A 12,911-nucleotide genomic window follows, 5' to 3' on the forward strand; every position below is an offset into this window, starting at 1 on the left:
ATCGGCGACATACCATCCAACAGGGGAATGTCGCATGAAGTTGAAACCGTTCGCGTTTGCAGTGCTGGGTTTGATGTTGGGCGCTGCGCGCGCCGAGGGACTCTCGCCCGCCGAGCAAAAAATCGTCGCCGAGGTGAAGGCGCATTCGGCGCAAGGCTTGCAGCTGCTGGAACGCTCGGTCAACATCAACAGCGGCACCATGAACCATGACGGCGTGCGCGCGGTGGGCAGACTGTTTGATGAGCAGTTCCTGTCGCTGGGATTCAAGACGCGCTGGTCTTCCATGCCGGCCACCATGCAGCGCGCCGGCCACCTGATCGCCACGCGCGAGGGCAAGCAGGGCAAGCGCCTGCTGCTGATCGGCCATCTCGATACGGTGTTTGAAAAAGATAGCCAGGTGCAGCTGTGGCAGCGCAATGGTGACCGCGTGCGCGGCCAGGGCGTCAACGATATGAAGGGCGGCGATGTGATTATCATCGAAGCGCTGCGCGCCCTGCATCGCGTCGGCGCTTTGGATAACACCAACATCACGGTGGTGTTCAGCGGCGATGAGGAAAATGCCGGCGAGCCTATCGAGGTCTCGCGCGCCGATATGGTGAACGCCGCAAAACACAGCGACATCGCCCTTGCCTTCGAAGGCACGGTGCGCAACAAGGACGGCAAGGACACCGGCACCATCGGCCGCCGCGCTTCGTCGTCGTGGCAGTTGAAGGTGAGCGGCAAGCAAGGCCACTCCAGCGGCATCTTCACCGAAGGCGCAGGCTATGGCGCAATCTACGAAACGGCGCGCATTCTCGACGCCTTCCGCCAGCAGCTGCGCGAACCTGACCTGACCTACAGCCCGGGCCTGATTGTCGGCGGCACGGACGCCAGCACCAACGCGCTTGGCACCACCGGTCAAGCGGCCGGCAAGGACAATGTGATTTCGCGCACCGCTACCGTCGAAGGCGATTTGCGCTACCTGAGTTACGAACAGCGCGACCGCGTGCATGCCAAGATGAAGTCCATCGCGTCGCAGAACCTGCCGGGCACCAGCGCCAGCATCACCTTCCACGATGCGTATCCGCCGATGTCGCCGACCGACGGCAACCTCGCGGTGCTGAAGGTCTACTCACAAGCCAGCAAGGATGCAGGACTGGGCGAGATCCCTGCACTGCCGCCGGGCCAGCGCGGCGCGGGCGACGTGCAGTTCGTCGCACCGCTGCTGGATAGCCTGGATGGATTGGGCGCCGTCGGCAACGGCGCCCACTCGCCGGATGAGGATCTGGAGATCGCGTCCATCGAACGCGCCACCATCCGCACGGCGATCATGCTGTATCGCCTGACGCGTTAATCCCTGCGGCGCGACACGGCCAGCAGCAAGGCCGCCGACAGGTAGCGTGGCAGCGCCTCGGTGGCCGCCGTGATGAACAGCGGCGTAGTCGACGCCACACCCACCGTCGCGATGCACATGCCGACCAGCGAAGGCACCCAGAACAACAGTGCATACGTCGCGCCGATCATCAGGAAGTTAATCATCGCGTAGCCGTACACCACCTGTGACTTCAGCATGGCCCACACGCTGACCTTAGGCCGCGCCTTGTCCGACCAGCCAACCGCCATGTCGGCGCGCAGCAATTCCCGTTCTACTACATTCAGCCAGCGCGCCTGATCCGGCTTGTCGTCCAGATGCAGGAACAGCGCCACGCCAGGGAAGAAGCCCGCCTCAAACATGCCAAGCAGGAAGCGCATAAAATAGAACTGCGTTGGCGTCTTAACCGCCATCATCCCCGCTGCCACCGCACCCCATAGCACCATGATGCGCAACATGGTCTTGCGCGCGCCGATCTTCTCCAGCAGCAGATTGCTCGGCACCTCGCACAGAAAGTACCCGACAAAGAAGATACCAGCGCCAAGGCCATACACCGCATCGCTGAACTGCAGCGCGGACAGCATCTGCAGCTTGGCGTAGCCGATGTTGACCCGGTCCAGATACGACACCAGATAGGCCAGCATCAGCAACGGCAGCAAGCGCCAGCTGATCTTGCGATACAGGCGGCTGAGTTGCGCGTCGGGGAGGTCGTTATTCACCGTCTTTTTTACAAAAAATGATTTTTGCCGGCGTGTTTAAGATTCGCTGGTAGCTTCGATGGCGCGGCGCGACCATGACAGCAATTGCTCGGGATCGTCGAGCAGGAATTCGGGGGCGGTGTAGAACTTGCGGACGGTGATTTTGCCCTTCTTCGTGTTGTACTTGAAGGGTTGGGCGCCGGCGGCTTCGAAGTCGGGGCGGGTGATATCGTTGACGCGCAGATAGAGGGTGCTGCCGATCACCCACGCGAACTGGTGGCCGTGGTAGTTGATCGCCTGACCGCCAAAAAAGCTCCCGGAACTCAGGAAGCCAAGTGGCGCAAGCTGTTCTTTGATGTAGCTGACAAATTCCGCGTTGGCGGCCATGCGCGTCTCCCAATAAAAAAAGCCGGGAACAAGTCCCGGCTTTCATGATACTGCAGCTTAGCGCTTGCGCGGTGGAGGCAGGTCGGTGCAGACGCCTTCGTACACTTCCGCCGCCATACCAATCGACTCGCCCAGCGTAGGGTGCGGGTGGATGGTTTTGCCGATGTCGGTGCCGTCGCAGCCCATCTCGATCGCCAGTGCGATCTCGCCGATCATGTCGCCAGCGTGGGTGCCGACGATGGTGCCGCCGATGATGCGGTGGGTCTCAGCGTCGAACAGCAGCTTGGTGAAGCCTTCGGCGCGGCCATTGGCCACGGCGCGGCCGCTCGCTGCCCAAGGGAAGAGGCCCTTCTCGACCTTGATGCCCTTGGCTTTCGCTTCATCTTCGGTAATGCCGGCCCATGCCACCTCCGGATCGGTGTAAGCCACCGATGGAATCACCTTCACGTCGAAGTGCGACTTTTGGCCTGCTGCCGCTTCCGCAGCGACGTGGCCTTCGTGCACGGCCTTGTGCGCCAGCATAGGCTGCCCCACCAGGTCACCGATGGCGAAGATGTTAGGCACGTTGGTGCGCATCTGGCTGTCGACCGGAATGAAGCCGCGATCGCTCACTGCCACACCAGCCTTGTCGGCGGCCAGCTTCTTGCCGTTCGGGCTGCGGCCCACGGCCACCAGTACCAGGTCGTAGACTTGCGGTGCAGGTGCAGTAGCACCGGCTTCCGCAGCTTCGAACGTGACCTTGATCCCTTCCGGCAGCGCTTCAACGCCAACGGTTTTGGTCTTGGTCATGATGTTGTCGAAGCGGGCTTCGTTGTACTTCTGCCAGACTTTAACTGCATCGCGGTCCGCGCCTTGCATCAAGCCGTCCATCATTTCGACCACGTCGATGCGCGCGCCGAAGGTGGAATACACGGTGGCCATTTCCAGGCCGATGATGCCGCCGCCGATCACCAGCATGCGTTTCGGGATCTGACGCAGTTCCAGCGCGCCGGTCGAATCGACGATACGTGGATCTTCCGGCACGAAAGGCAGCTTCACGACCGCCGAACCAGCAGCGATGATGGCCTGCTTGAACTGCACCACCTTCTTGGTGCCGTCTTTAGCAGTGACTTCGATGTGGTTCGCGCTCAGGAACTGGCCGACGCCAACAACCACTTGGGTCTTGCGTGCTTTGGCCATACCGGCCAGACCACCGGTCATGTTCTTGATAACGCCTTCCTTGTACTTGCGTACCTGGTCGATGTCGATAGTCGGCTTGGTGAAGGTCACGCCGGTGTTGGACATGTGCGAGGTTTCGTCGATCACGGATGCCACGTGCAGCAGTGCTTTCGATGGGATGCAACCCACGTTCAGGCACACGCCGCCCAGCGTTTCGTAACGTTCGACGATCACAGTGTTCATGCCCAGGTCCGCAGCGCGGAAGGCAGCCGAGTAGCCGCCAGGACCGCCGCCCAGAACCATCATGTCGCATTCAACGTCAACCTGGCCGGTGTAGCTGCTACCGGCTGGTGCGACGATTGGTGCGGCCGGCGCTGGCGCTGCGGCGGCAGGAGCCGCCGCAGGAGCCGCAGCAGGAGCAGGTGCCGCAGCAGCAGCGCCAGCGGAAGCTTCGACCACCAACATGATCGAACCTTCCTTGACCTTGTCGCCCACCTTGACGCGCAGTTCTTTCACGACGCCGGCGTGCGACGAAGGCACTTCCATGCTGGCCTTGTCCGATTCCACGGTGATCAGCGACTGGTCAACCGCAACCGTATCGCCTACCTTGACCATCAACTCAATAACTTCTACCTCTGCGAAGTCGCCGATATTCGGCACTTTTACTTCTGTGCTCATAGTGGCTCCTTACAGCAGAATTTTACGCATGTCGCCGAGCACTTCGCTCAGGTACACGGAGAAGCGCGCGCCCATCGCGCCATCGACCACGCGGTGGTCGTAGGACAGCGAGGTGCCCATCATCAGGCGTGGCTGGAACGCTTTGCCATCCCACACCGGCTTGATCGACGCCTTGGACAAGCCCAGGATCGCCACTTCCGGCGCATTCACGATCGGCGTGAAGTGCGTGCCACCGATACCGCCCAGCGACGAGATGGTGAAGGTCGCGCCTTGCATGTCGGTCGGTTTCAGCTTGCCTTCGCGAGCTTGCAGCGACAGGTCGGTCATCTCTTTAGCGATCTGCGTAACCGATTTCTGGTCGGCGTTTTTGATCACTGGGACTACCAGGCCGTTCGGCGTATCAGCAGCGAAGCCGATGTTGTAGTACTTCTTCAGGATCAGGTTCTCGCCCTTCGCGTCCAGCGACGAGTTAAAGGTCGGGAATTTCTTCAGCGCGGCAACCGATGCCTTGATCACGAATGCCAGCATGGTGAGCTTGGTGGCGTCCTTGTTCTTGGCGGTAGCGGCGTTGGATTCAACGCGGAAGGCTTCCAGGTCGGTGATATCGGCGTCGTCGAATTGCGTGACGTGTGGGATCTGCACCCAGTTGCGGTGCAGGTTAGGACCGGAGATCTTCTTGATGCGCGACAGAGGCAGCAGTTCGGTTTCGCCGAATTTGCTGAAGTCCAGCGACGGCCATGGCAGCACACTGAAGTTACCACCGCCACCGACGGCGCCACCAGCAGCGCCCGAAGGAGCAGCCACGGTGCCGGCCATCACACCTTTGACGAAGTTCTGGATGTCGATCTGGGTGATACGGCCTTTAGGACCGGAGCCTGGCACTTTACCCAGATCCACGCCCAGTTCGCGGGCGAACTTGCGGATCGATGGCGATGCGTGGGCCAGTTTGCCGGTTTGGACCGAGCCCTGGGAGGCAAGGGCAGCGGCTGGTGCAGCAACTGGTGCAGGGGCTGCGGCCGGTGCGGCTGCTGGAGCAGCGGCTGGCGCCGGAGCGGCGGCAGCAGGTGCTGCGGCTGGGCCATCAACTGCGTCTACAACAAACACGATCGAGCCCATGGCAACTTTGTCGCCAACTTTGACTTTCACTTCTTTGACCACACCGGCGTGCGACGATGGGATTTCCATCGAGGCCTTGTCCGATTCAACGGTCAACAGCGATTGATCGACCTTGATGGTGTCGCCAACTTTGACCATCACTTCGATGACTTCTACTTCTTTGAAGTCGCCGATGTCAGGCACTTTGACGTCGACCGGGCCGGCGGCGGCAGCCGGCGCCGCGGCAGGAGCCGACGCAGGTGCAGCAGCAGGTGCTGGAGCGGCAGCAGCAGGGGCGGCGGCAGGTGCAGCAGGTGCAGCAGGGGCAGCAGCGCCAGCGCCGTCAGCTTCCAGCAGCAGTACCAGCGAGCCCATAGCGACCTTCTCGCCGACCTTCACTTTGATTTCTTTCACCACACCGGCGGCCGACGATGGAATTTCCATCGAGGCCTTATCCGATTCAACGGTAATCAGCGACTGGTCTACTTTGATCGTGTCGCCGACTTTAATCATCAGCTCAATGATTTCAACTTCCTTGAAATCACCGATATCCGGGACTTTAACTTCCACAATGCTCATAGCGTTTGCTCCGTTTCTTTTTCTCAGCGGATTATTGGGTCACCGGATTTGGCTTGTTCGGATCGAGGTTGTACTTGGCGATTGCCTGCTCAACCACTTTCACGTCAACTTTGCCTTCTTCAGACAGAGATTTCAGCGCAGCGACCACGATGTAGTAGCGGTTCACTTCGAAGAATTCACGCAGCTTGGCGCGGCTGTCCGAACGGCCGAAACCATCGGTGCCCAGCACACGGTAGGTGCGGTCTTTCGGAATGAAGGCACGGATCTGCTCAGCAAACGCACGCATGTAGTCGGTGGTCGCGACGATCGGGCCACTGGTGTCCTTCAGCAGCTGCGTCACGTACGGCACGCGTTGCTCTTTGCTTGGGTTGACCAGGTTCCAGCGCTCAGCATCCTGGCCATCACGGGCCACCAGGGTCAGCGAAGGAGCGGACCATACATCAGCAGCGATGTTCCAGTCGTTCTTCAGCAGTTCAGCGGCGAAGATCGATTCACGCAGGATGGTGCCCGAGCCAATCAGCTGCACGCGCTGCTTGGCGCTCTTGTCACCTTCCTGCAGCAGGTACATACCTTTCAGGATGCCCTCTTCCTGGCCTGGCTTGATGCCTGGGTGAGCGTAGTTCTCGTTCATGATGGTGATGTAGTAGAAGACGTCTTCCTGGTCTTCCACCATACGGCGCATACCGTCCTGGATAATCACTGCCACTTCGTGACCGAAGGTCGGGTCGTACGGCATGCAGTTCGGCACAGCAGCTGCGAACAGGTGGCTATGGCCATCTTCGTGCTGCAGGCCTTCGCCATTCAGCGTGGTACGGCCAGCGGTGCCGCCCATCAGGAAGCCGCGAGCGCGCATGTCGGCAGCAGCCCATACCAGGTCGCCGATACGCTGCATACCAAACATCGAGTAGTAGGTATAGAACGGAATCATCACGCGGTTGTTGGTCGAATACGAGGTCGCAGCAGCGATCCACGAGCTCATACCACCGGCTTCATTGATACCCTCTTGCAGGATCTGGCCGGCCTTGTCTTCGCGGTAGTACATCACCTGGTCTTTGTCGACTGGCTCGTACAACTGGCCTTGCTGGTTGAAGATACCAACTTGACGGAACAGGCCTTCCATACCGAAGGTACGCGATTCATCGACCAGTACTGGCACGATACGCGGACCAACGCTAGCATCCTTCAGCAGCGTGGTCAGGATACGCACGTAAGCCTGGGTCGACGATACTTCACGGCCTTCTGCGGTGGCATCCAGTACGTTCTGGAATGCGGTCAGCGGTGGCACGGTCAGTTTTTCGTCAGCTTGCTGGCGACGGGCTGGCAGGTAGCCGCCCAGCGCAGCACGGCGTTCGTGCAGGTACTTGATCTCAGGCGCGTCATCGGCTGGCTTGTAGAACGGGATGTCGGCCAGTTGGTCGTCCGGGATAGGGATCGAGTAGCGGTCGCGCATTTCGCGCACTGCTTCGTCGGTCAGCTTTTTGGTGTTGTGCGCGGTGTTGCGTGCTTCGCCGTGCTTGCCCATGCCGAAGCCCTTGATGGTTTTCACCAGCAGGACGGTCGGTTGGCCTTTGTGTTCTTGCGCGACTTTGAACGCAGCGTAGATTTTGTGCGGATCGTGACCACCGCGGGTCAGGCGCCAGATGTCGTCGTCGGTCATGTTGGCGACCATCTCCAGCAGCTTTGGATGCTTGCCGAAGAAGTGCTTACGCACGTAGGCGCCGTCTTTCGCTTTGTAGTTCTGGTATTCGCCATCGACGGTTTCCATCATCACTTTGCGCAGGATGCCTTCTTTATCCTTTTGCAGCAGGGCGTCCCAACCCGGGCCCCAGATAACTTTGACCACGTTCCAGCCGGCGCCACGGAATTCGCCTTCCAGCTCTTGAATGATCTTGCCGTTGCCGCGCACTGGACCATCCAGACGTTGCAGGTTGCAGTTGACCACGATAACCAGGTTGTCCAGCTTCTCGCGCGCGGCCATGCCGATAGCGCCCAGCGATTCTGGTTCGTCCATCTCGCCGTCGCCGCAGAATGCCCAGACTTTACGGTCGGTGGTGTCGGCGATCGAGCGGGCGTGCAGGTACTTCAGGAAGCGCGCTTGATAGATCGCCATCAGCGGGCCTAGGCCCATGGACACGGTTGGGAACTGCCAGAAGTTCGGCATCAGTTTCGGGTGCGGATACGACGACAGGCCGCCACCGTCAACTTCGCGACGGAAATGCAGCAGCTGGTCTTCGGTCAGGCGGCCTTCCAGGAACGCGCGGGCGTAGACGCCTGGCGACGAGTGGCCCTGGATGTACAGCAGGTCGCCGCCGTGGTTTTCGCTAGGAGCTTTCCAGAAGTGGTTAAAGCCGATGCCCAGCATGTTGGCCAGCGAGGCGAACGAGGACAGGTGGCCACCGAGGTCGCCGTCAACGCGGTTGGCCTTGACGACCATCGCCATGGCGTTCCAGCGCATCCACGAGCGCAGCTTCTCTTCGTACTCCAGGTTCCCTGGGCAGTGTTGTTCCTGCTCCAGCGGAATGGTGTTGACGTATGCGGTGTTAGCGGAGAATGGAATATCGGAACCGCTCTGGCGAGCCAGGTCAATCAGGCGCTCCATCAGGTAGTGAGCACGTTCAGGGCCCTCTTGTTCCAGCACTGCAGCCAGTGCGTCCAACCATTCTTTGGTTTCTTGCGAATCAGGGTCGGTGTAGGCCGTTACCTGGTCAAGTTGAGCTGACATGTATTAAGTCTCCTGAGTTGAGAGTTCGCTGATTATTTACTAATACTTCGATGACGTGTGAGGATTCTATCAGTGTATTTAGGCTTTTTCAAATTACGATAAGGCATTCCATATTATGAAATCACCCTATGAAAATCTTGTGCGGCGCAGCATGCGCGAAACGCCAAAAACGAGGCGGGATGCGCCCTCCGGCCTTATAATCCTGCTTTCCTCTACCAACCTGTGTAAATCATGTCTGCTCAACTGATCGACGGCGTCGCCCTCTCCAAAAAACTGCGTGCGGAAATTGCTGCACGTGCTGCCACCCTCACCGCCCAAGGCAAACAGCCGGGCCTGGCTGTGATTATTGTCGGCGACGATCCGGCCAGCCATGTGTATGTACGCAACAAGGTCAAGGCCTGCGAGGATGCGGGTTTCTTCTCGCTCAAGGACCAGTACCCGGCCGACCTGAGCGAAGCGGCCCTGCTGGCCCGCATCGACGAGCTGAACGCCGATCCGAAGATCCACGGCATCCTGGTACAAATGCCGCTGCCTAAGCATATTGATCCGCACAAGGTTATCGAGGCAATCTCCGTTAAGAAGGACGTGGACGGTTACGCCGTGCTGAGCGCCGGCGAGCTGATGACCGGCCTGGACGGCTTCCGTCCATGCACCCCGTACGGCTGCATGAAGCTGATCGAAAGCACCGGTGTGGACCTGCGCGGCAAGCATGCTGTTGTTATCGGTCGCTCCAACACCGTTGGCAAACCAATGGCGCTGCTGCTCTTGCAAGCCAACGCCACCGTCACCATCTGCCATAGTGCGACTCCGGATATTGGCGTGTACACCCGCCAGGCTGACGTAGTCGTGGCTGCAACCGGCCGCCGTAACACCTTGACTGCTGATATGGTGAAACCGGGCGCGATCGTGATCGACGTCGGCATCAACCGTAACGACGAAGGCAAGCTGTGTGGCGACGTGGACTTCGACGGCATCAAGGAAGTGGCATCGCACATCACGCCAGTACCAGGCGGCGTGGGCCCGATGACCATTACCATGCTGTTGATGAACACGGTGGAAGCAGCCGAGCGCACCTAACTAACACAGGAACCAAGATGACTGACAAAAATCCCCTGCTCGACTTCAGCGGCCTGCCGCGTTTTGACGCCATCAAACCGGAGCACGTCACGCCGGCCATCGACGAACTGCTGGTCAAGAACCGCGCCTTGGTGGAACAGCTGCAAGCACCATCCGACGCCGTGAGCTGGGACAGCTTCGTCACGCCGCTGGAAAACGCCACCGAGCTGCTGGGCCGCGCATGGGGCATCGTCAGTCATTTGAACAACGTGGTGGACACGCCGGAACTGCGCGCCGTCTACAACGAGAACCAACCGAAAGTGACCGAGTTCTGGACCGAACTGGGCCAGAACGAGGCGCTGTTCGCTAAATATAAAGCCCTGCGCGCCTCAGCCGAATTCGACACACTGGCACCGGCCCGCAAGCGCATCATTGAAAACGCCATCCGCGATTTCCGCATGGGTGGCGCCGAACTGCCGGAAGCGCAAAAGTCTCGCTTCGCCGATATCCAGGAAGAACACGCGATGACCTCCACGCGCTTCTCGGAAAACGTGCTGGACGCCACCAACGACTACAAGCTGCTGGTGACTGATGAAGCCGACCTCGCTGGCCTGCCCGACGATGTGAAAGCCGCCGCCCGCGCCGCCGCTGAAAAATCCGAAAAACAAGGCTGGGAATTCTCGCTGCACTTCCCGTCCTACTACCCGATCCTGCAATTTGCCGACAAGCGCGAACTGCGCGAAACCATTTACCACGCCAACGCCACCAAGGCTTCCGAGCAAGGCGAAGTCTTCAGCAAGAAGGAAGACTGGGACAACACCCAGAACATCGTCACCCTGCTGAAACTGCGCGATGAAGAAGCCAAGCTGCTCGGCTATCAAAACTTCGCCGAAGTGTCGCTGGTGCCGAAGATGGCCAAGTCGCCGGAAGAAGTCATCGCCTTCCTTGAAGACCTCGCCAAACGCGCGCGTCCGTTCGCGGAAAAAGACCTGGCCGAGCTGCGCAGCTTCGCCAAGGACGAACTGGGCATCGACGATCTGAAAGCGTGGGACATTCCTTACGCATCGGAGAAACTGCAAGAGCGCCGCTACGCCTTCTCGGCACAGGAAGTGAAGCAGTACTTCCCTGAACACAAAGTGGTCGACGGCCTGTTCCGCCTGATCCAGAACCTGTTCAACGTCGAGATCAAAACCGACGACGCACCGGTATGGCACAAGGACGTGCGCTTCTTCCGTATCGAGCGCAACGGCAAACTGATCGGCCAGTTCTACCTCGACCTGTACGCCCGCGCCGGCAAGAGCGGCGGCGCCTGGATGGACGATGCACGCGGCCGCCGCGCCGATGCCAAGGGGGGGGCAACTGAGGTGCAAACGCCAGTCGCCTACCTGACCTGCAACTTCACCGAGCCAGCAGTAGTGGACGGCGTCGCCAAGCCAGCGCTGTTCACCCACGATGAAGTGACCACGCTGTTCCACGAATTCGGCCACGGCCTGCACCACATGCTGACGCAGGTGGACGAGCTGGGCGTCTCCGGCATCTCCGGCGTGGAATGGGATGCGGTGGAACTGCCATCGCAATTCATGGAAAACTTCTGCTGGGAATGGGAAGTACTGGAACACATGACCGCGCACGCCGTCACCGGCGAGCCGCTGCCACGCGCGCTGTACGACAAGATGCTGGCCGCAAAGAACTACCAGTCCGGCCTGCAGACCCTGCGTCAGGTCGAGTTCTCGCTGCTCGACATGCACCTGCACTACGACTACGACGCCAACAGCGGCAAGAGCGTGCAGCAATTGATCGATGAAGTACGCGCCAAATTCTCGCTGGTGATTCCGCCTGCGTTCAACCGCTTCCAGAACTCGTTCGGCCACATCTTCGCCGGCGGTTACGCGGCTGGCTACTACAGCTACAAGTGGGCTGAAGTATTGTCGGCCGACGCTTACGCCGCCTTCGAAGAAGCGCAGAAGCTGGGCCCGGCCGCCGTGTCGGAAACCGGCAAGCGCTACCTGGCGGAAATTCTGTCGGTTGGCGGTTCGCGTCCGGCGCTGGAATCGTTCACCGCCTTCCGCGGCCGCGAGCCCAGCATCGATGCACTGCTGCGTCACAGCGGCATGGCCGCGTAACAATTAACAATCTCTCCCCCAACCCAGGCCGCACGGTAGCAAACTCGGTGCCAGCGGCCTGCGGCGTTTTCGCATACACTGGATTCACCATGACACGCATCGACTTCCACACCAATGTACCGGATAAAGTAGCCTACGCCTGCCGCCTCGTGCGCAAGGCCTGGGCTGCCAACAACCGCGTGGTGCTGTTGACGGAAGATAGCGCGCAACTGGCAGAACTTAACGCAGCAATGTGGGACTTTTCCGCTACCGATTACCTGCCGCACGTGCTCGTCACGGATGAACTGGCGGCACAGACGCCGATCCTGTTGACGGACTCGGATGAGGCGGAATTACCACACACGCACAAAGAATTATTGGTCAATTTGTCGCAACGCGCGCCACGCAATGTGACGCAATTTGCGCGCATGATCGAAGTAATTTCCTCGCAAGAGGATGATGCGGCTGCTGGCCGCAAGCGTTATGTCGCATACAAGCAGCAAGACTATCCACTTACCCACTTTGTCGCAGGAAAATCATGAGCCAAGCATCGTTTGACGCAAGTATCCCTGTACTGACGGAAGTATTGAAAGCGGAACCGCTGAGCGACGAGGCGGCCACGACCCCGCCACCGGCCTCAGCTGCCGCGCAACTGGAAGCCGCCGCCATCGACGGCTGGACTGAAGCGGAATGGGCGGTGATGGAGCATCGCCTGTCAGCCCGCATCATGCACCAGTTGCAGTCGCGTGTAGATTTCGTGCTGGAGCAGCGCATCAAGGACAGCATGGCGGAAGTACTGAGCCATGCCCTGCATGACCTGACCAACGAAATCCGCATCGGCCTGCACGACACCATCGAGAAGATCGTCTCGCGCGCCGTCGCACAGGAATTGACCCATCTGCAAGCGCAGAAAAAGTAAGCCTCCTTGCGTCCGCGTACCCATCATGGTGCGCGGACCGCACCTCCTTAAAGCATCCTTGCCTCAAATCAGGGAAACGCTCCAAAAAAGACCAAAACCTCCAGTTTGTCGCTTTGCGCCGTCAACAATTTGTTGTACCTTGGTGGCCTTGCATACAACTTTGGAG

At 59.7% G+C, this 12,911-nt stretch carries 10 protein-coding genes; 5 read left to right on the forward strand and 5 right to left on the reverse strand.

The window, feature by feature from the left end; all coding sequences use genetic code 11:
- Window positions 1-34: 34 nt before the first annotated feature.
- Entirely contained in the window at window positions 35-1,333 is a 1,299-nt protein-coding gene (locus GTP46_RS15715) for a M20/M25/M40 family metallo-hydrolase (RefSeq protein WP_161007580.1), read from the forward strand.
- On the opposite strand, the gene GTP46_RS30360 is transcribed toward GTP46_RS15715, so the two are convergent.
- Genes GTP46_RS30360 through aceE form a run of 5 tightly spaced genes read right to left on the reverse strand, consistent with a single transcriptional unit; the run spans window position 1,330 to window position 8,668 of the window.
- The gene (locus GTP46_RS30360) at window positions 1,330-2,070 is read right to left on the reverse strand and encodes an MFS transporter (protein WP_371869673.1); all 741 of its coding nucleotides are present in this window, start codon (window positions 2,068-2,070) and stop codon (window positions 1,330-1,332) included. The two genes, GTP46_RS15715 and GTP46_RS30360, sit on opposite strands and share 4 nt — an antisense overlap.
- 36 nt (window positions 2,071-2,106) lie before the next feature.
- Window positions 2,107-2,436: a TfoX/Sxy family protein gene (locus GTP46_RS15725; RefSeq protein ID WP_161007581.1), complete on the reverse strand. Its 330-nt coding sequence runs from the start codon at window positions 2,434-2,436 to the stop codon at window positions 2,107-2,109.
- 57 nt (window positions 2,437-2,493) lie between these two features.
- A complete protein-coding gene (gene lpdA, locus GTP46_RS15730; RefSeq protein ID WP_161007582.1) occupies window positions 2,494-4,272 on the reverse strand; it encodes a dihydrolipoyl dehydrogenase in 1,779 nt (592 codons plus the stop codon).
- A 9-nt stretch (window positions 4,273-4,281) separates the two neighbouring features.
- A complete protein-coding gene (gene aceF, locus GTP46_RS15735) occupies window positions 4,282-5,946 on the reverse strand; it encodes a dihydrolipoyllysine-residue acetyltransferase (RefSeq protein WP_161007583.1) in 1,665 nt (554 codons plus the stop codon).
- A 31-nt stretch (window positions 5,947-5,977) separates the two neighbouring features.
- Entirely contained in the window at window positions 5,978-8,668 is a 2,691-nt protein-coding gene (aceE, locus tag GTP46_RS15740) for a pyruvate dehydrogenase (acetyl-transferring), homodimeric type (protein ID WP_161007584.1), read from the reverse strand.
- 231 nt (window positions 8,669-8,899) lie between these two features.
- Between aceE and folD the strand changes: the two genes are divergently transcribed.
- The 4 genes from folD to GTP46_RS15760 all read left to right on the forward strand — a co-directional run bounded on the left by folD (window position 8,900) and on the right by GTP46_RS15760 (window position 12,745).
- Window positions 8,900-9,745 carry a bifunctional methylenetetrahydrofolate dehydrogenase/methenyltetrahydrofolate cyclohydrolase FolD gene (gene folD / locus GTP46_RS15745; protein ID WP_161007585.1) on the forward strand — a complete coding sequence of 282 codons (846 nt, stop codon included), beginning with the start codon at window positions 8,900-8,902 and terminating at the stop codon, window positions 9,743-9,745.
- A 17-nt stretch (window positions 9,746-9,762) separates the two neighbouring features.
- Window positions 9,763-11,847, forward strand: a complete 2,085-nt coding sequence (locus GTP46_RS15750; protein ID WP_161007586.1) for a M3 family metallopeptidase — start codon at window positions 9,763-9,765, stop codon at window positions 11,845-11,847.
- A gap of 89 nt (window positions 11,848-11,936) precedes the next feature.
- On the forward strand, window positions 11,937-12,368 hold the full coding sequence (locus GTP46_RS15755; protein ID WP_161007587.1) for a DNA polymerase III subunit chi: 432 nt from the start codon (window positions 11,937-11,939) through the stop codon (window positions 12,366-12,368).
- Window positions 12,365-12,745: a DUF2486 family protein gene (locus GTP46_RS15760; protein WP_161007588.1), complete on the forward strand. Its 381-nt coding sequence runs from the start codon at window positions 12,365-12,367 to the stop codon at window positions 12,743-12,745. The genes GTP46_RS15755 and GTP46_RS15760 overlap by 4 nt, the downstream gene beginning before the upstream one ends.
- Window positions 12,746-12,911: the final 166 nt, after the last annotated feature.

The sequence above is a fragment of the Duganella flavida genome, assembly GCF_009857445.1.
In the GTDB taxonomy this organism is placed as follows: Bacteria; Pseudomonadota; Gammaproteobacteria; order Burkholderiales; family Burkholderiaceae_D; genus Rugamonas; species Rugamonas flavida.